This window comes from Pseudomonas sp. FSL R10-0056 (assembly GCF_009600105.1).
GTDB lineage: Bacteria > Pseudomonadota > Gammaproteobacteria > Pseudomonadales > Pseudomonadaceae > Aquipseudomonas > Aquipseudomonas bubulae.
Genome location: NZ_WIWL01000198.1, coordinates 14,168 through 32,621, shown reverse-complemented (window position 1 = coordinate 32,621; position 18,454 = coordinate 14,168). Strand labels below are relative to the sequence as shown.

Sequence of the window (18,454 nt, the reverse complement as noted above, 5' to 3'; positions counted from 1 at the left end):
GTACCTCCTGACCATGATTAATACCTGTAAACGATGTGCCCGGTCTTAAACGTAAACGATGTACTCGGTTTCTACCCATTCTGCCCCCTCTCCCTCTGGGAGAGGGCAAAGGCCGCACCCGTCTCTCATTGCTGTTCGCCGCCTTGCTGTTCACCCCACTGGCCCACGCCTTCGACCTGCAACAACTGAGCGAACAACTGGCCAAGCCCCAGGTGATCCACGGTGATTTCATCCAGGAAAAACACCTGCGCGCGCTGCCCAAGCCACTCACCAGCACCGGCACATTTGTCCTGGCCAAGGACCACGGCCTGCTCTGGCAACTGAAAACCCCGCTGCAACAGGATTACCGCATCAACGCCCAGGGCATCGCCCGACGCGACGGCACGCAATGGCAGATGCTCCCGGGCAAAAGCGCGGGCGCCGAGCAGAACAGTTTGTTCCTCGCTGTTGTGCAAGGCGACAGCAGCGGCCTGCAACGTGATTTCGACCTGCAATTACAAGGCGAACCCAGCCGCTGGGCGCTGACGCTGACACCACGTTCACTGCTGCTAAAGCAAGTGTTCACCCGGATCAATATTGAAGGCGGCGAGCTGGTGCAACGTATCGAACTGCAAGAAGCCCAAGGTGACAGCACGCTGCTAAAAATGCCAAACAGCGTCGGCAATCAACCCTTGAGCGACGCGGAGCAAAACGACTTTGCGCAGTGAGCGCTGGCTGCCACGGGCCTTTCTGGTTCTGTTGCTGGCCGTGATGGCACTGGCTGGCTGGCAGTGGCGCCACGGTGCGCCGCTGTCGGCCAACCTGATGGAGCTGGTGCCGGGCGACACACCGGATGCGCTGGAGCTCAGCGCCGAACAGCGCATGCAAGAGCCCCTGAACCGCGAAATGCTGGTGCTGGTCGCCAGTGCAGACCGTCAGCAGGCGATCGCCAGCGCTCAACAATTGGGCGAGCAATGGCAAGCCAGCGGCCTGTTTGAAAAGGTCCAGTGGGACCTGCAAGCCGACCTCCCGGCCCTGCGCGAGCAACTGCTGCGCGGGCGTCTGGCGATGCTCTCGAACGCCGACCGTACCCAGTTGATCGAACACCCCGAGGCCTTTATCCAGCAGCGGGTGCAGGCGTTGTTCGACCCCTTTACCGGCTTTAGCCTGGTGCCCAGCCAGGATGACTGGCTGGGCCTGACCGGTCGCATTCAAAACAGCCAGCCGCAACGCGGTGCGGTGCAACTGGACATTGGCAGCGGCGCCCTGATTGCCGATGCCGACGGCAAAAGCTGGGTGCTGTTGCGCGCCCGTACGCAAGGCAATGCATTCGATATGAAGCTGCCTCTGCGGGTCGCCGAACTGCTCGAACAGAGCCGTGAGCAGGTCGCTAAAAACGATGTGCAATTACTCGCCGCCAGCGGCCTGCTGTATGCCGCCAGCGGGCAACAACAAGCCAGCCGGGAAATCACCTGGGTCGGCGGTGGTGCAACGGTGGGTATTTTGCTGCTGTTGCTGCTGGCCTTCCGGCGCTGGCGCGTGCTGCTGGCCTTCGTTCCAGTGCTGGTGGGCATGCTGTTTGGCGCCGTGGCCTGTGTCGCGTGGTTTGGCAGCATGCACGTGATGACACTGGTGCTGGGCTCCAGCCTGATCGGCGTGGCGGTGGATTACCCCCTGCATTACCTGTCCAAAAGCTGGAGCCTGAAACCCTGGCGCAGCTGGCCCGCCTTGCGCCTGACCTTGCCCGGTCTGAGCCTGAGCCTGGCCACCAGTTGCATCGGTTATCTGGCGCTGGCTTTCACGCCCTTCCCGGCGTTGACACAAATCGCCCTTTTTTCCGCGGCCGGGTTGATCGGCGCTTACTTGAGTGCGGTGTGCCTGCTGCCGGCGCTGCTCAAAGGCGTCGAGTTGCGTCCTGCGCAATGGCCACTGAACATTGCGCAAAGTCTGCTTGATGCACGCGCAGCACTGCTGGAAAAAGTCCCGACGGCTGCGCTGCTGGCACTGCTGCTGACCTTTTGTGCCGCCGGCTTGTGGCAGCTCACCAGCAAAAACGACATCCGCCAATGGGTCGGCGCCCCGCCACAGTTGATGAACGAAGCCCAGGCCATTGCGCGCATCACCGGCTATCAGCCAACCAGCCAGTTCTTTCTGGTACGCGCCGACAACGAACAGCAATTACTGGAGCGCCAGAGCAGCCTGAGCCAGCGCCTGGGACAGTTGATCGGCAGCGGCAAGTTGCAAGGCTTTCTGGCCCTCAACCAACTGGTCAGCCAGCCCGGCGAGCAACAACGATTGCGCGCCGCCCTCAGCGCGCTGCCTCAACACTGGCAGCCGCTGCTGGCGCTGGGCGTACCCGAAAGCGCCTTGCAAACCGAGCTGGCGCAGTTGCAAGCCTTGCCCGATCAGTCAATCGACGATGCGCTGGCAGGCCCGTTGGCCGAACCATGGCGAGCACTATGGCTGGGCAAAAATACCGACGGCGTCGCCGCGATGGTCAGCCTGCAAGGTTTAAATGATGCCAGCCTGTTGCGTGCGCAAACGCAGGACTTGCCCGGTGTGAAACTGGTGGATCGCCTGGGGGACTTGAACAAAGTGTTTGCGGCCACACAAATCAGCGCTGCTGAGTTGAAGCTGTTGTCATGCGCGCTGATCGTCGTGCTATTGATCGCTCCGTTCGGCTTTGGCGGAGCATTGCGCATCGTTGCGCTGCCGCTCCTCGCCGCCCTTTGCAGCCTCGCCAGCCTTGGCTGGCTGGGCCAGCCGCTGACCTTGTTCAGCCTGTTCGGCTTATTGCTGGTCACCGCCATCAGCGTCGACTACGCGATCCTGATGCGCGAGCAAATCGGTGGTGCGGCCGTCAGCTTGCTGGGCACCTTGCTGGCCGCCCTGACCACATGGCTGTCGTTTGGCTTGCTGGCGGTGTCGAGTACACCGGCGGTGAGCAATTTCGGCTTGTCGGTGAGCCTGGGGTTGGCGTTCAGCTTTATCCTCGCCCCCTGGGCCGGTAAACAGGAGCATAAGCCGTGTTGACGGGTCTGTTCTGGCTGCTGGCGTTAGTCCTGTTTGCGCTGGCCACTCACGTGGGTCGGCGCTTTCGCATGATCCCGATTGTCAGCCAGTTGTTGCTGGCGTCCATCGGTTTGCCGTTGCTGATGCTGTTCTGGATCGAGCCGCACTGGCAGCTCAACGGTGCGCAACTGGTGGCGCCGGTCTGGCTCAAAAGCCTTTACAGCCTGAGCTTCGCCCTGTTGCTGGGGACCATTTTGAGCGACGTGATTGATCTGCGACTGGACCGCCAGAGCCTGAAAATCGCCCTGCCCAGCTTTGCCGTGCCCTTCGTCAGCGGGCTCGCCTGCGCCGTCTGGCTGTTGCCCCAGCAACCCTGGCTGAATTCGCTGGCCGTGGGGCTGGTGTTTGCCATCACTGCCATCCCGGTGCTGTACCTGTACCTGCGCCATATCGACTACCCGCCTGCTGCCTCCCGTCGCCTGGTGCAAAGCGCAATTGTGATCGACCTGACCTGTTGGAGCCTGTTCGGCCTGGCCCAGGGCAGCCTGAACCTGAGCAGTGTATTACTGCCGCTGGCCGGGGCTTTATTGCCGCTGCTGATGCGCGGCCTGCGCATTCGTCAGCCGCTGTTCTACAGCCTGAGTTTTTTCGCACTGTTGGTGGTGGCCGAACATTACCGCCTCAATGCGTTGATATTTGGCGTCGGCTATCTGGTCTGCATGGCATGGCTCAAGGTACCGCTGGTGATGCCGTTAAAGGCCGTGTGGCTTGAGCGCATGCAGACCACGCTGGCGATCCCGCTGATTCTGACGTTCGGCATTGTGCAGATTGATGTACACAGCGCCCTGGGCCAGATAAGCCCGCTGCAACTGGCGGCCCTGTTGCTTCTGCCGATGGCCAGCAAACTGCTGGGCAACTGGCTCGGACTGAGCTGGGCCACGCCCTCGTTTGCAGGCGCCAGCCGATGGCGTGAAAGCCTGCTGCTGAACATTCGCGGGTTGAGTGAGATCGTATTTCTCAACTTGCTGCTGCAACAACAGCTGATCAGTCCCGCGTTGTACTTCGCGTTGATACTGATGAGCCTCATCGCCACGCTGCTGCCGGCGCTGGCGGGTATGAGCAACCCCCCCTTGAAGTCTGCCGTGGTACCCGGCAAGGAGCGCCTGTGTCAGGAATAGAAATGGAACGTCGTCAGGTTGTAGTCATCGGTGCAGGACCGTCCGGCGCCATTGCCTCGGCCCTACTTAAACGCAAGGGCCACGATGTGCTGGTTATCGAGCGCCAGCACTTCCCGCGCTTTTCGATTGGCGAAAGCCTGCTTTCGCACTGCATCGACTTCATCGAAGAAGCGGGCATGCTGGACGCGGTGCAGGCCGCCGGCTTCCAGCTGAAAAACGGTGCTGCCTTCGCCTGGGGCGAGCAATACAGCGCCTTCGATTTTGGTGACACTTTCAGTAACGGCAAACCCACCACCTTTCAGGTGCAACGCGCGGACTTCGACAAACTGCTGGCCGATCAAGCCGCGCTGCAAGGTGTCGAAATCCGTTATGGCGAAACCGTGATCAGCACGGATATCGAGCGTGCCAAACCGCTCCTGCACATTGAGCGCGAAGACACCAGCCGCTATCAGGTTGAAGCTGACTTCATTCTCGACGCCAGCGGCTACGGCCGCGTATTGCCGCGCTTGCTCGACCTTGAAGCACCGTCGAACTTTCCGCTGCGTCAGGCGGTGTTTACCCACGTGGAAGACCGTATCGATTACGAAGGTTTTGATCGCAACAAAATCCTTATTACCACCCACCCGACCCAGCGCGACATCTGGTTCTGGAGCATCCCGTTCAGCAATGGCCGCACGTCGGTGGGCGTGGTGGCGGCAGCCGGGCATTTCGAAGGCCGCAGTGAAAACCTCGACACCTGCCTGCGTAGTTTTATCGATGAAACCCCCAGCCTGCAACGGGTGCTGGCCAATGCCGTATGGGACACTCCGGCCCGTACCCTGGGCGGTTACTCGGCCAACGTCAAAACCCTGCACGGCCCTGGTTTTGCACTATTGGGCAACGCTGCCGAGTTCCTCGACCCGGTGTTCTCCTCGGGCGTAACCATCGCCATGCGTTCAGCGAGCATGGCGGCGGGCGTGCTGCACCGTCAGTTGCAAGGCGAGGCGGTGGACTGGCAAAGCGAGTTTGCCGAACCGCTCAAGCGCGGGGTCGACACCTTCCGTTGCTATGTTGAAGGCTGGTACGCCGGCACCTTCCAGGACGTGATCTACCACCCCGGTAGCCAGCCGCATATTCGCCGCATGATCAGCTCGATCCTGGCCGGTTATGCCTGGGACGAAAGCAACCCCTTTGTCAGCGAGTCAAGGCGCCGTTTGCGCATGCTGTCGGATATCTGCGCCACGGAGCCCGCATGAAACCTCTGAGCGATACCTACGTTGAAGAAACCCGCCTGGGGTTCTGGTTCTTGCGCAGCCACACCTGGCAGCACCATGTACTGCGGGTGGCCATCAATGACCTGCGCAGCCTGTTCAGTGATGAACTGCCAACCGCGCCGGTGATCCTCGATGCCGGTTGCGGCCAGGGCAAATCGTTCCAGTACCTGGACAAAACCTTCGCACCGAAGCGCCTGATCGGCCTCGATGCTGATCCCCTGAGCCTGCACTTGAGCGCCGAAGAAGCCCGGCGTCAGGGCATCGACATTGAGCTGATCGGCAGCGATTGCGCCGAGCTGAAGGTGGCCGATGACAGTATCGACATCCTGTTCTGCCACCAGACTTTTCATCACCTGGTGCAACAGGACCGGGCATTGGCCGAGTTCTACCGGGTGCTCAAGCCCGGTGGTTACTTGCTGTTTGCCGAGTCCACCGAAGCCTATATCGATACCTGGGTGATCCGCTGGCTGTTCCGTCACCCCATGCATGTGCAAAAAAGCGCAGCGCAATACCTGGAGATGATCCGTGACCAGGGCTTTGAATTTGAGCCACAGAATATCTCCTATCCTTACCTGTGGTGGAGTCGCTCCAAGGACTTCGGCCTGTTGGAGCGGGTTGGCTTGCTAAAGCCAAAACCGGTGGGCCAGCGTGATGAAACCCTGGTCAACGTGGTGGCGCGCAAACCCCAATCCCCTGTGGGAGCGGGTTTACTCGCGACAGGATCGCTGCTGTGAATCAGATGAACCGAGTTGCCTGCATCGCGAGCAAGCCCGCTCCCACACGGATAATGTTTCTGTGGTTAGTGATGTGCATGCTGCTCAGTAGCTGCACCAGCTTGCCGCTGCCCAGGAAAACGCCAACCCTGGCCCTGCCCATGCAATTGCATATCCAGCGCGAACAGGCCGAACAACGGCAAGACTGGTTGCTGGTGATCCAGCAGCAAGGACCTGCCCTACGCTGGTCGCTGATGGACCCTCTGGGTATTCCGCTTGCGCGCCAATTACTGCAAGACGGCACCTGGCAGGCTGACGGTCTGTTGCCGCCCAACCCCGAGGCCCGCGAACTCTTCGCCGCGCTATTGTTTGCACTGACACCGGCAACTGAGCTGGCGGACAATTATCCACAAGCAAAAACTGCGGCTGACTTGCGAGTTATTGAACAGCGCTGGCAAGTGCACTACCAGCAACCCGAGGCATTTCGCATCGATATGAAGGGCGATCTGCATTACACAATCAGCCCGCTGGAGGCCGCCCCATGACTGCTTACCTCAACGCACTGGGCGTGGTCTGCTCTCTGGGCCGAGGCCCCGCCGAAGTGGCGAGCAAACTGTTTGCCGGTGACTGCTCGGGCATGCAGCGGCATAGCGGCTGGGTGCCTGAACGCTCGCCGACCATCGGCGCGGTAAGCGGCGAACTGGCAGCGATCCCCGCGGGGCTCGAACAGCAAAACAGCCGCAACAACCGACTGTTGCTCGAAGCCGCATTGCAAATACAGGGCGATATTGAGCAAGCAATCGCTACTTTCGGCCGCGATCGTATTGCCATCGTGCTGGGCACCAGTACCTCGGGCATTGATGAAGCCAGTCAGGGCATTGCCCATTACCTGCAGCATCAGCAGTTCCCCGCTGATTACAGCTATCAGCAACAAGAGCTGAGTGCACCGGCCACGTTCCTGGCCGACTGGCTGAACATCAGCGGGCCGGCCTATGTGATCTCCACCGCCTGTACCTCCAGCGCCCGGGCGCTGATGAGCGCCCAGCGGTTGCTGGACATGAACCTGTGCGACGTAGTGCTGTGCGGCGGTGTCGACACGCTATGCAAATTGACGCTCAACGGTTTTTCGGCGCTGGAAGCGGTGGCGGATGAGCGCTGCAACCCGTTTTCGGTCAACCGTCGAGGCATCAATATCGGCGAAGCGGCAGCGCTGTTCTTGATGAGCAGGCACCCCGCCAACGGCCACACCATCGCTCTGCTCGGCGCAGGCGCCAGCAGTGACGCGCACCATATTTCCGCCCCGGAGCCCAGCGGCCGCGGCGCCGTACAAGCCATGCACAAAGCCTTGGGCCGCGCGGGTTTACAGTCCGCTCAGATCGGTTACCTGAACCTGCATGGCACCGCCACCCAGCACAACGATGCGATGGAAAGCCACGCCGTGTCGCAGGTGTTCGCCAACGGTGTGCCGTGTTCGTCGACCAAACCCATGACCGGCCATACCCTGGGTGCGGCTGGCGCGCTGGAAGCTGCCTTCTGCTGGCTGAGCCTGAGCCACGGTGGTGCTTTGGCGCCCCATGTCTGGGACGGCCAAGGCGACCCGGCGCTGCCGGCGCTAAACTGGGTTACCCCCGGCCAGACCCTCGCACCCGCCCCACAGCGCTGCCTGATGAGCAATTCGTTTGCCTTCGGCGGCAATAACGTCAGCCTGATTATCGGAGAGGCCCCATGATTGACTGGCCACTCGCCGAACTGCTGCCCCACGCTGGCGACATGATCCTGATCGATCAGGTCCTGGCGTTTGATGAAGAGCAGATTGAAACCCGCCTGATCGTAAAAGCCGGCGGCCTGTTCAACCGCGAAGACGGTAGCCTGCCCGCCTGGACAGGCATTGAATTGATGGCGCAAAGCGTCGCGGCCTACGCCGGTTGTCGCGCCCGCTTGCAGGGCCGCCCCGTGGCGCTGGGCTTTTTGTTGGGCACACGTAAATTTGAATGTAACGTCGAACATTTCCCGCTCGGCGCCCCGCTGCATATCCACGCCCTGCGCTCACTGGAAGACGACAACGGCATGGGCGTATTCGAGTGTCACCTCACCGGCCCCGGTATCCATGCCAGCGCCCGCCTGAACGTGTTCCGTCCGCCCCAGGCTGACACCTACCTTGCTCAAACACCCCGGGAGACCCGCCATGACTGAGTCCATTCTGGTCACAGGTTCCAGCCGTGGCATTGGCCGCGCCATCGCCTTGCGCCTGGCCCAAGCCGGCTTCGATCTGGTCCTGCATTGCCGTAGCGGCCGCAGCGAAGCCGATGCCGTCATGGCCGAAGTACACGCCTTGGGTCGCAGTGCCCGGGTGTTGCAATTCGACGTATCGGATCGCACCCAATGCAAAGCCATTCTGGAAGCCGACGTTGAAACCCACGGCGCCTACTACGGCGTAGTGCTCAATGCCGGCCTGACTCGCGACGGCGCCTTTCCAGCGCTGAGCGAAGACGATTGGGACGTGGTGATGCGCACCAACCTCGACGGCTTTTACAACGTGCTGCACCCGGTGATGATGCCGATGATCCGCCGCCGCGCAGCCGGGCGTATCGTCTGCATTACTTCGGTCTCGGGCCTGATCGGCAACCGCGGGCAGGTCAACTACAGCGCTTCCAAGGCCGGTTTGATCGGCGCCGCCAAGGCTCTGGCCATCGAGCTGGGCAAACGCAAAATCACCGTCAACTGCGTCGCGCCGGGGCTGATCGACACCGCCATGCTTGACGAAAACGTACCGGTAGACGAACTGATGAAAATGATCCCCGCCCAACGCATGGGCACCCCCGAAGAAGTCGCGGGGGCGGTCAACTTTTTGATGTCGGCCGAAGCGGGCTATATCACCCGCCAGGTGCTGGCCGTCAACGGAGGGTTGTGCTGATGAAACGCGTCGTTGTCACCGGCATGGCCGGTATCACCTCGCTGGGCAGTGACTGGGCCAGTATCGAAGCCAACTTTGTGGTCGGGCGCAGCGGTATCCGGCGCATGGACGAGTGGGACCGGTTCGCTGAACTTAACACCCGACTGGCCGGCCCCATTGATGACTTTGTGGTGCCCGCCCACTGGACCCGCAAGCAACTGCGCAGCATGGGCCGCGTGTCGCGGCTGGCCGTCGGCGCTGCAGAGCAGGCCCTGCAGGACGCCGGCCTGCTCGACAACCCGATCATTCGCGACGGGCGCATGGGCGTAGCCTGCGGCTCGTCCACCGGCAGCACCGACGAGATCATGGCGTTCGGCAATATGCTGCTCAACTCGGTGGCAGACGGCCTCAATGCCAACAGCTACGTACGGATGATGCCGCACACCACAGCGGCCAATATCAGCATCTTCTTTGGCCTGACCGGGCGCCTGATCCCGACCTCCAGTGCCTGCACCAGCGGCAGCCAGGGGATCGGCTATGCCTACGAGGCCATCAAGTTCGGCCGCCTGCCGCTGATGCTCGCCGGCGGCGCCGAAGAACTGTGCCCCACCGAAGCGATGGTGTTTGACGCGCTGTACGCCACCAGCCTGAAAAACGACGCCCCGCACACCAGCCCACGCCCCTACGACAGTGGTCGTGACGGCCTGGTGATCGGCGAAGGCAGCGGCATGCTGGTACTCGAAGAGCTGGAACACGCACTGGCCCGTGGCGCCCATATCCACGCAGAAATCGTCGGCTTTGGCAGCAATGCCGACGGCCAGCACACCACCCGCCCGGAAGTCGGCACCATGCGCCGGGCGATGGAACTGGCACTGGAAGACGCCGGTATTGGCGCGGATGCCATCGGCTATGTAAACGGCCACGGCACCGCCACCGAACAGGGTGATATTGCCGAGACACTGGCCACCAGCGAGCTGTTCGGCAAACACATGCCCATCAGTTCGCAGAAGAGCTTTTTTGGGCATACCCTGGGCGCCTGTGGGGCGCTGGAATCCTGGTTCAGCATCGAGATGATGAACCGCGACCGCTACGTTCCCACGCTTAACCTCGATAAAGTCGACCCGCGCTGCGGCGAACTGGATTACCTGCGTGACGAGTTCCGGGTGATGCACAACGACTACGTGATGAACAACAACTTTGCCTTTGGCGGGGTCAACACATCGTTGATCTTCCGTCGCTGGGCCTGATACCTGTGGAACCCATGCAATGACTTACCTGCTGCGCATTACCTTGATTGCCCTGGCCCTGCTGACCACCGTGTCCTGCACCAGCAAACCCGTGTTCACCCCCGACCGCACATTACATGCCTCGATCAACAGCGACCGTGCGCAAATGCAACAGGCCATCGTCAAGGCCCTGGTCGGGCGCGGCTGGACAGTGCAAAAAATCACCCCGCAACTGGTGCAGGCGCAGATCACCGTGCGCGGGCAATACCACGCTGAAATCGACATTCCGTACAGCGCCGATCACTACCGGATCCAGTACCGCGACAGCAGCGGCCTGGACTACAAGGACGGCAAGATTCACAAGAATTACATTCGCTGGGTGCGCCTGCTGGATCGCGATATCGTGCGCGACCTCAAGGACAATCAGAACGAACGCACGGCCAAACAGCTGTCTGAAGCGGCGCGGGTAAAACCGTTGTAACCATCAGAAACGACAAAGGCGCCTTTCGGCGCCTTATTCACAAACAGACTGGCTTGTCATAGCACTGTGTCTGTCCGGCTCTGTAATGGCTGGTTTCCCAGGATTCTCAGAGTCTCACAAGCCCCTTGCGGGTACGAATGGACTATTACTCGCGCTAAGCGTTTAGGCAACCAGCATGACGCCCGCTTATCGTTTCTGGCCGCTCTTTTACAAGCTCAAAGCGCAGCGGACAGCCGATGTTTACGAATAACCACGATGGCCCTGACCTTGATCATTCCGGCACTTCATAGCCTCTGAAATCACAAATAAGTACGCTGCCTTCTTTCGGTTGATATTGAAGTGACATTGACTGGACCCGTGCTTAAAGAAGCGATTTTGCGCAGCATTACTTTCAAGTTTCCAAGCGTGTTTTATAACTGCGCGTTTCGCAATTCTCGGCCAAACCGCAGCCCCTGCGGGCCATATCTCTTTCATTCGCAGGACATAACCTGCAAAGCCTGAACCGCGATGTAGCGCTGGCGATGGTGCATCTGATCCATCAGGCTAAAACGTCTGTGGATAAGTGACTGGCCCGGTAATACACGCTCCCAAAGCTACAACTATCGGGCGAGAGTGATACTTCCTTCGGTGCTTTGGCGATAAATCGTGTAGGGCAGCACCACCGTGTCAGCAATGGCGGAAGGCACGAAATCCAGAAGCCTGAGTGGTAGCAAGGCAGACGCTGCAATATCTTGTGAAACAGTAGGGGATGGCCCGTGCAGAATACACAGACCGTATGACACGCCACTGTAAACCCGGGGCACGGAATCACAGTAGGTTTTCCACTCTTTAAGATTACGACGCGTTACTTCATCACCACGCAATACCGTATTGGTCGTTCCACAACCGCTGAGTGCCAAGCATAAGCCAGCGAGCACTGCGTAACCTTTATGGGCCATGATCAAATCTCGATGTCAGGGGTTAATAACCTAACGACAAACGTGCACAAAAGGCGATCACCTCCCGGCATCGATTTGTTAAGAGATTTATCGCCAAGAGGGAATCTTGCGCGCCAACATTTACCGGGCAGCGACGTCCGAGGGTCATATCTCTTTCATTCGCAGGACGCTTCCTAGAGAATCCTTGGGTCTTGCGCCTGTCTCTTTCGATCGCTAGCCTCCGGTACGTCATCCCCCATGGTTGACCGGGCGTGCAAGTCCGATTGAGATTTGAGTATCACCGCCAGAAACTCTGCTTTATGGCGGCTGTACGTGGGAGGTCTTCGGATCTGCCGGGTTTTGCTCCTATCTACCGGTCTTGCACACCCGCGTACAGCTGCCACCCTCTTTGTGTGCAAGCAAATGGTGACAGCTTCCAATTCGTATAGATGGAGACTCACCATGACTACACACGATCACGAACAAACCCTCGAACACACCGATGAACTGCTGCGCTGCGCCATCGCCACGGCCTATGCGTCGGCCGATAACCTGCAAGGCCTGAACCGCGATGTGGCGCTGGCGGTGGTGCATCTGATCCATCAGATCAAAGCGTCTGTGGATAAGTTGCTGGCTCGCTGATCAGCCCTGCCCTCACCCCAAACCTCTCCCTCCGGGAGAGGGCTAGGGTGAGGGGTGCACCATCTTGCGCGTCAGCAACTGCGCAAACGCGGTCGCCATCGGTGATGAGTGACCCTTGCGCTGCACCAGCCACACCGCCGTATTGGCATCGGTATCCAGCAACGGCCGATAAACCACACCCTTGATACGCATATGCTGGAACGACGCCGGCAGCACCGACACCCCCAACCCCGCCGACACCAGCCCGATAATGGTCATGGCCTCCCCCGCCTCCTGGGAGATATGCGGGCTGAACCCCGCCACCCGCGCGAGGCTGAGCAATTGCGCGTACAAGCCGCTGCCATAGCTGCGCGGGAAGAATACAAAGGGTTCGTCCGCCAATGCCGCCAGTTGCAAACCATCCTCGCTGCCTTCGGCCAGCGGGTGATCGGCGCGAATCACAGCCACCAGCGGCTCGCGAAACAGTTCCACGACATGCAACGAATCCGGCAACGCCAGCGGCCGCATGATCCCGACTTCGATGGACTCATCCACCAGCCCCTCGGCCACCTCGCGGCTGCTCATTTCCTTGAGGTCCAGATGCACCGCCGGGAACGCCTGGCGAAAGGCAAAAATGGCCTGGGGGATACTGGAGTTGAACGGCGCCGACGAGGTAAAGCCAATTTTCAATTCACCCAGCTCACCCAACTGCGCCCGCCGGGCCACGTCGGCGGCTTTGTCGACCTGGGCCAACACCCGCCGCGCCTCCTCCAGAAACAAGCGTCCGGCTTCGCTCAGGGCAACCCGACGATTGGTTCGCTCGAACAGCCGTGCCCCCAATTCCTGCTCAAGCGCCTGAATTTGCTGGCTTAGCGGTGGCTGGGAAATGCCCAGCACCTGCGCCGCCCGACCAAAGTGAAGCTCTTCGGCCACGGCAATGAAGTAGCGCAAATGGCGCAGTTCCATACAACCTCCATTAAGTCGTAAAACCTATTAAACAGGTCGAATTATATATTGGAAAGAATCGTTAGCCGCCTATATTCTTTTGTCATTGCCGTTCGGCTTTACCCCTATTTGAGGTCCCCGTGAAAACTGCCGCTGCACCCCTGGCCCACGAAATCCCGCCGTCCGCGCTGGATGATGTTGTTACCCAACTGAATGATGTATTTATCGAGAAAGGCACGCCGATGTTTATGCGCACGGTGCTGGCCCTGTTCTCGGGTGGGTTCGCAACCTTTGCCCTGTTGTATTGCGTGCAGCCGATGATGCCGGTGCTATCCCATGAGTACGGGATCAATGCCGCTCAAAGCAGTCTGATTCTGTCCGTGGCCACGGCGATGCTAGCCATTGGCCTGCTGATTACCGGGCCCATTTCCGATGCCTTCGGGCGCAAGCCCGTGATGGTGTTTGCGTTGTTTAGTGCCGCGCTGTTTACCCTCCTCAGTGCCCTGATGCCGACTTGGGAAGGTGTACTGATTACACGGGCGCTGGTAGGGCTGTCTCTTAGCGGGCTGGCTGCGGTAGCCATGACCTATCTGAGTGAAGAAATCCACCCGCAGCACATCGGCCTGGCCATGGGCCTGTATATCGGTGGCAACGCCATTGGCGGCATGAGCGGTCGTCTGATCAGCGGTGTATTGATCGATTTTGTCAGTTGGCACACCGCAATGTTGGTGATTGGCGCGCTGGCGCTGGTGGCCGCGGTGGTGTTCGTGAAAATCCTCCCCGAATCGCGCAACTTCCGCCCGCGCTCGATGAATCCGCGCAGCCTGCTCGACGGTTTCACCATGCATTTTCGCGATGCCGGGCTGCCCTGGCTGTTTCTCGAAGCGTTCCTGCTGATGGGGAGTTTTGTCACCCTGTTCAACTACATCGGCTACCGCCTGCTGGCCGAGCCGTACAATATGAACCAGGCACTGGTAGGCTTGCTGTCGATCGTCTATCTGTCGGGTATCTACAGCTCGGCACAGATTGGCGCACTGGCCGACAAACTGGGCCGTCGTCGCGTACTGTGGGCGGTGATTGTGCTGATGCTGGCCGGGATCGCGCTGACCCTGCTCACGCCCATTGCGTTTGTGATTATCGGCATGCTGATGTTCACCTTCGGCTTCTTCGGCGCGCATTCGGTGGCCAGCAGCTGGATCGGCCGCCGGGCAAGCAAGGCCAAGGGGCAGGCGTCGTCGCTGTACCTGTTCAGTTACTACGCCGGGTCGAGCGTAGCTGGCACCCTGGGGGGTGTGTTCTGGCATCTGGCGGGCTGGAACGGCATCGGCTTGTTTATCTCCAGCATGCTGGTGGTTGCCCTGCTGGTAGCGCTGCATCTGGCCCGGCTGCCAGTGCTGCCGGGAAACGCAAAGAACACGTAACTCCCTGCACCTGCGGCTACAGGCACTACCTCAATTCGGGTTGTTGATCTGTAGCCGTGCCTGGAGGCTGGTACCACGTTTTTCCAGACTCAGGCTTTCGAAGCCTGCACCTTCCAGTTCAATACGATTGAGCCAGCCCAGCACCGCAACCGCATCCCCGTTCAGGGAGATGCGTACAACACCGCCATCTATTTCAAACTGCTCAACGCTCAACCCGGAGTCTGCGGCACTGTCGCTCAAACGCGAGACCAAGGGCTGTTCAGCACCCCTGGCAATGGATCCGGGGCGTGCCTGCCGGACTTCACCTTCGAGTGCCAGCTGCTTGAGGTACAGCGCCCGGGCCGCATCCAGACGTTGTTGAGCCGGTAACCACAGCCCGTAGACGCTGAACACAATCAGTAGAAATACCGCCAGCACACCGCACAACTGGCGGTCTCGAGGCGGCAGGTGCAACCAGCGCTCACGCACAAACGTCTTCATGATTCATCCCTGAGGGTCAGCATGGCCTGCACCCGACTGCCCTGCTGGCTCGCATTGCCCAGCGTAATCGGCAGTGCGCTTTGCACGCCTCGCTCGCGTAATTGCTCAAGCTGGGCAAAGCTGCCGACCGTGAGGTTCAATACCCAACCGATGCTTGCCCGCCACTCCATATGCTGCACTTCGACACTGCTGGCGCCAATCACCTGCTCGGTCAGTTGAAGCAACCGTGCCATATGCCCTCCTTGTGCACCCGTGGCGCGCTGCTGCATTGCCTTGAGTTGTGCGGACAGGTCCACAATACGGGTTTGCGCCGGGTACAGGGTTTTGAACCGCTCCTCGCTCATGACATAAATCCGCGCCGCTTCCCCCTCCAGAAAACTGCTGCGCAGGTGGGTAAACCCCAAGGCCAGCGTAAACATCAGCAGTGCCATTACCCTGAGTCGCCGCCACGGCCAACCCCGCACCTGACGCCGAAACTCACCTTGGAGCAAGTTGATTGCATCTTCCGGAAGTGCGTCCCAGTCAATTTTTCGCGCCGTCAATGCGGTGGGCAAACCGGATTTAACCAACTCCAGCCCCACCAGGGAGACGGCCAGCCGGAATTCAAGCGTCCCGCCAACCAACCAGCGCCCACACCACCATTGCATACATGCTTGATCGCGAGGCAACAGATCCGCATCCACCTGCGCGCTGACGATAGTCAAACCGCGCTCATGGAGCTGGCACAGCAACGTTCTAAATCGCTGTTTGTGAGTGATCAGCAAGGGATAACGCTGCTGCGAATCCACCGGCCCGACGGCGAAGTGCAGTTCGTCCAGATCATCGGCCAGTTGATCTTCGACGGCAAAAGCCAGGGCCTGTGCGGTGGGCCTACGCTTGCCCGGCCAGGGTTCGGTCAGCACCCAGCTGCACATTTCCATGGGCAGGACCAGTGCGACGTTCCGGCCTTTCAGCCCGGCTGCAGCTTCGCTCAATGAGGTTTCTGTCGGCGACTGAGCATCGTGCCAGACGAATACAGGGGCGTTGTCATAATCAATCTCGACACTGTGGGCAAAACCCTTGGCGGTGAGGTAAAGCCAGTTGTTCATACAAAGGGCTCGCGGTGTCGGGGAGCTAAAAGGCGTCGCTGCAACAAGTGCCATTCGCCGGTATGAGGATCGCGGACCACATCGCTTTCAAGCCGCAAGCGACTTTGCCCAAGGCGCACATCGGTGGTGATCCGAAACCAGCGACTGCTGATGCCCAGACCCGCAGCCTGAACACCCAACCCGATCAGCGCCGGGGTGAACGTGAAGTCCTGAACACTGGCATAGCCTTGCAGCGGCCGGGTAGTTACCAGCGCGCGCGCCAGCTCAGGCGTCACGCCTTCCAGCGTCGCAAGGAGAGTGGCAGGCGCAGTGTTTATGTTCAGTACGGCATCCTTGCCCAACAGCACGATCCACGGCTGCATACGCATGTACCACTGGCTGTCGACACCGGGCAGCACACGCAACTGGCTGATATCACTCAAACTCTGGCCCTGCAGTACGCTGGCATCCAGCGGGGTCAATTCAAGCAGGGTTTGCAGGCGCATCCAGCGTTGCTCCATCACATCGCTGGCGGGACCTTTGGCCAATAAGGGGCTGATGTTGAATCGCCCGGCGAGGTCTTCAATTACCACGTCGATTTGTCCATCGTCGATGCGCAACTGTGGCTGGCTGCTGGCCCAGGCCTGGCCAGAAGCAACGGCGACCATGGGGTCGCGGATCAGGGTACGCAAGTGTTCACGGGCCCAGGTCTCGCCCGCAAATGCCAGGGTGCGCAGCTGCAACTGATGGATCTGCTGGGCACTGCTGTTCAGAGCCAGACGATGGCTGCGCAACAGGCCGGCGGTGATCAACAACGCCAGGCTCATCACCAGCAACACGGTGATCAGGGCGATCCCTCGCTGGTTGCGGCGCATCACGTGCCCCCCGGCAATAACAGCACACGGCGTACACCGTCGAAGCGACCCACCGACAGGTTTAACTCCAGGGCGTGCTGCGCAGTTTTGGGGGCAGAAGCACCTGCACTGTGCCAACCCGTCTTGCGATTGAACAACCGCCAGCGCACCTCGCGCACATCGCCAAGCAGTTTTTGTTGTTGCAGTTGCGCGCCCTCCTCCAGCCCGCGGCTAAAGCGCCAGAGCACACCGTCCTTGAGCTGGTAACTGACATCCTGCACCTCACTGCGCGGCAGGCCCAACGGGTTGCGCCAGTTGACGCGGCGCACTTCGAGTTTATCGGGGTACAGCACGACACCCGGGCTTTGGGCTGAACTCTGGGCCTGCAAAACATCGCGTTCGATCATCGCCACCGCCCTCTGCAAGCTGCGCAGGGCCTGCTGTTGTGCCGTGCTGCTGCGCTCGGCACGTACAACTGCGTCAAAGAGTCGCCAGCAGCCAAGGCCCAGCAAGGCGAAAATGGCAATGGCAATCACCAGTTCGAGCAGGGTAAAGCCGGCCTGGGGCTTATTCATGGCTGAACGCCAGCCAGTGGGTCACAGACTGTACCGCATGCTCGCTGCCCGCCGGGCTGACACTCAACTCTACCCGCAGCAGGCCTGTACCGGGCTCGGCCGTGATGCGTCGACTCAGGCGCCAGTCACGCCGGGCATAGGTCACATTGAGGGTTTGTAGCCCCAAGGCCGGAGGAGCAGTTTGCAGCTGCATTTCATTGAGGTGGTTGTCCGCCAGCCATGCGCCCAACAACCTTGCCTCGACCCTCGCACTCTGGCCCAGCACATACTGGCAGGCAGACATGACCGCCGCCGCCAGGATGGCAAAGATGGCGAGCGCAATCATGACCTCCAGCAGGGTGAAACCTTTATCAGCCTTCATGGGATGCCTGCGCCACAACAACCAGCGCGTCGCCAAGGCCGTCGCTGACGATACTTCGCCAGCGCCGGGGCGGACTGTCGACGTGCAGACTGAAAGCGGTGTTTTCATCGCTGCTCAACCACATTAACTGCGGTGCTTCTGCCATAGGTATAAGGGGCTGCGAGCGCCCCTCCACAGTCAGGGCAAGGGCCAGTCCGTAAGGCAACTTCACCCGGGCATCAGCCGGCTTCCAGGCATCACGTTCAAAGCGCATCACCTGATAGGCCCCGGGCTCAAGCCGCAGGCCATATTCCCGGCCATCCAGAACCGCTTTCTCGCGTAAACCGTGCATAACGCCCAACAGGACATCGGCTTCCTGTCGAGCGTTGCGGCTGTTGTTGTCACCCAGACTGATACGCACCATTGAAGCGAGCACACCCACCAGCACAATGACCACCAGCAACTCGATCAGGGTAAAGCCCGACGCCCGCCTGCGCAT

General features: G+C 60.2%; 21 protein-coding genes. 13 read left to right on the top strand and 8 right to left on the bottom strand.

The window, feature by feature from the left end; all coding sequences use genetic code 11:
• The first annotated feature begins 128 nt into the window (after window positions 1-128).
• The 11 genes from GHO42_RS17935 to GHO42_RS17885 are packed head-to-tail and all read left to right on the top strand — an operon-like array spanning window position 129 to window position 10,735.
• On the top strand, window positions 129-707 hold the full coding sequence (locus tag GHO42_RS17935; protein WP_256670636.1) for an outer membrane lipoprotein carrier protein LolA: 579 nt from the start codon (window positions 129-131) through the stop codon (window positions 705-707).
• A gap of 43 nt (window positions 708-750) precedes the next feature.
• Window positions 751-3,012, top strand: a complete 2,262-nt coding sequence (locus GHO42_RS17930) for an MMPL family transporter (protein WP_371926190.1) — start codon at window positions 751-753, stop codon at window positions 3,010-3,012.
• A complete protein-coding gene (locus GHO42_RS17925; RefSeq protein WP_178126998.1) occupies window positions 3,006-4,169 on the top strand; it encodes a sodium:proton antiporter in 1,164 nt (387 codons plus the stop codon). The genes GHO42_RS17930 and GHO42_RS17925 overlap by 7 nt, the downstream gene beginning before the upstream one ends.
• Window positions 4,170-4,171: 2 nt before the next feature.
• The gene (locus GHO42_RS17920) at window positions 4,172-5,404 is read left to right on the top strand and encodes an NAD(P)/FAD-dependent oxidoreductase (protein WP_153328390.1); all 1,233 of its coding nucleotides are present in this window, start codon (window positions 4,172-4,174) and stop codon (window positions 5,402-5,404) included.
• Window positions 5,401-6,156 carry a class I SAM-dependent methyltransferase gene (locus tag GHO42_RS17915; protein WP_095000874.1) on the top strand — a complete coding sequence of 252 codons (756 nt, stop codon included), beginning with the start codon at window positions 5,401-5,403 and terminating at the stop codon, window positions 6,154-6,156. The genes GHO42_RS17920 and GHO42_RS17915 overlap by 4 nt, the downstream gene beginning before the upstream one ends.
• Window positions 6,157-6,161: 5 nt before the next feature.
• Window positions 6,162-6,680, top strand: a complete 519-nt coding sequence (locus GHO42_RS17910) for a DUF3261 domain-containing protein (protein WP_178114932.1) — start codon at window positions 6,162-6,164, stop codon at window positions 6,678-6,680.
• Window positions 6,677-7,864 (top strand): beta-ketoacyl-[acyl-carrier-protein] synthase family protein, encoded by a 1,188-nt coding sequence (locus GHO42_RS17905; protein WP_095038923.1) that lies wholly within the window; start codon window positions 6,677-6,679, stop codon window positions 7,862-7,864. The genes GHO42_RS17910 and GHO42_RS17905 overlap by 4 nt, the downstream gene beginning before the upstream one ends.
• Window positions 7,861-8,328: a hotdog family protein gene (locus GHO42_RS17900; protein WP_095017717.1), complete on the top strand. Its 468-nt coding sequence runs from the start codon at window positions 7,861-7,863 to the stop codon at window positions 8,326-8,328. Before GHO42_RS17905 ends, GHO42_RS17900 begins: the two co-directional genes overlap by 4 nt.
• Complete coding sequence (gene fabG, locus GHO42_RS17895; RefSeq protein WP_095000870.1) at window positions 8,321-9,049, top strand: 3-oxoacyl-ACP reductase FabG; 729 nt, start codon at window positions 8,321-8,323, stop codon at window positions 9,047-9,049. Before GHO42_RS17900 ends, fabG begins: the two co-directional genes overlap by 8 nt.
• Complete coding sequence (locus tag GHO42_RS17890) at window positions 9,049-10,275, top strand: beta-ketoacyl-ACP synthase (protein ID WP_095000869.1); 1,227 nt, start codon at window positions 9,049-9,051, stop codon at window positions 10,273-10,275. The genes fabG and GHO42_RS17890 overlap by 1 nt, the downstream gene beginning before the upstream one ends.
• Before the next feature lie 19 nt (window positions 10,276-10,294).
• Window positions 10,295-10,735: a hypothetical protein gene (locus GHO42_RS17885; RefSeq protein WP_095000868.1), complete on the top strand. Its 441-nt coding sequence runs from the start codon at window positions 10,295-10,297 to the stop codon at window positions 10,733-10,735.
• Window positions 10,736-11,334: 599 nt separating this feature from the next.
• Here GHO42_RS17885 and GHO42_RS17880 read toward each other — a convergent pair.
• Window positions 11,335-11,673: a YceK/YidQ family lipoprotein gene (locus tag GHO42_RS17880; RefSeq protein WP_095000867.1), complete on the bottom strand. Its 339-nt coding sequence runs from the start codon at window positions 11,671-11,673 to the stop codon at window positions 11,335-11,337.
• Window positions 11,674-12,114: 441 nt separating this feature from the next.
• Between GHO42_RS17880 and GHO42_RS17875 the strand changes: the two genes are divergently transcribed.
• The gene (locus GHO42_RS17875) at window positions 12,115-12,294 is read left to right on the top strand and encodes a DUF6124 family protein (protein WP_095017718.1); all 180 of its coding nucleotides are present in this window, start codon (window positions 12,115-12,117) and stop codon (window positions 12,292-12,294) included.
• A gap of 42 nt (window positions 12,295-12,336) precedes the next feature.
• Here GHO42_RS17875 and GHO42_RS17870 read toward each other — a convergent pair whose 3' ends face one another.
• Window positions 12,337-13,239, bottom strand: a complete 903-nt coding sequence (locus tag GHO42_RS17870; protein ID WP_095000866.1) for a LysR family transcriptional regulator — start codon at window positions 13,237-13,239, stop codon at window positions 12,337-12,339.
• 221 nt (window positions 13,240-13,460) lie between these two features.
• On the opposite strand from GHO42_RS17870, the gene GHO42_RS17865 reads away from it, so the two are divergent.
• Window positions 13,461-14,639, top strand: coding sequence for an MFS transporter (locus GHO42_RS17865; RefSeq protein ID WP_254925317.1), 1,179 nt, complete (start codon window positions 13,461-13,463; stop codon window positions 14,637-14,639).
• A gap of 30 nt (window positions 14,640-14,669) precedes the next feature.
• Here the strand turns inward: GHO42_RS17865 and gspM are convergent, their stop codons facing one another.
• Genes gspM through gspH form a run of 6 tightly spaced genes read right to left on the bottom strand, consistent with a single transcriptional unit; the run spans window position 14,670 to window position 18,454 of the window.
• Window positions 14,670-15,119 (bottom strand): type II secretion system protein GspM, encoded by a 450-nt coding sequence (gene gspM / locus GHO42_RS17860; RefSeq protein WP_095023797.1) that lies wholly within the window; start codon window positions 15,117-15,119, stop codon window positions 14,670-14,672.
• A complete protein-coding gene (gene gspL, locus GHO42_RS17855) occupies window positions 15,116-16,207 on the bottom strand; it encodes a type II secretion system protein GspL (RefSeq protein WP_153328386.1) in 1,092 nt (363 codons plus the stop codon). The genes gspM and gspL overlap by 4 nt, the downstream gene beginning before the upstream one ends.
• On the bottom strand, window positions 16,204-17,061 hold the full coding sequence (locus GHO42_RS17850) for a general secretion pathway protein GspK (protein ID WP_095000863.1): 858 nt from the start codon (window positions 17,059-17,061) through the stop codon (window positions 16,204-16,206). Before GHO42_RS17850 ends, gspL begins: the two co-directional genes overlap by 4 nt.
• Entirely contained in the window at window positions 17,061-17,615 is a 555-nt protein-coding gene (locus GHO42_RS17845) for a type II secretion system protein GspJ (RefSeq protein WP_095000862.1), read from the bottom strand. The genes GHO42_RS17850 and GHO42_RS17845 overlap by 1 nt, the downstream gene beginning before the upstream one ends.
• Window positions 17,608-17,976, bottom strand: coding sequence for a type II secretion system minor pseudopilin GspI (gene gspI, locus GHO42_RS17840; protein ID WP_095000861.1), 369 nt, complete (start codon window positions 17,974-17,976; stop codon window positions 17,608-17,610). The genes GHO42_RS17845 and gspI overlap by 8 nt, the downstream gene beginning before the upstream one ends.
• Window positions 17,966-18,454, bottom strand: a complete 489-nt coding sequence (gene gspH, locus GHO42_RS17835) for a type II secretion system minor pseudopilin GspH (protein WP_095000860.1) — start codon at window positions 18,452-18,454, stop codon at window positions 17,966-17,968. The genes gspI and gspH overlap by 11 nt, the downstream gene beginning before the upstream one ends.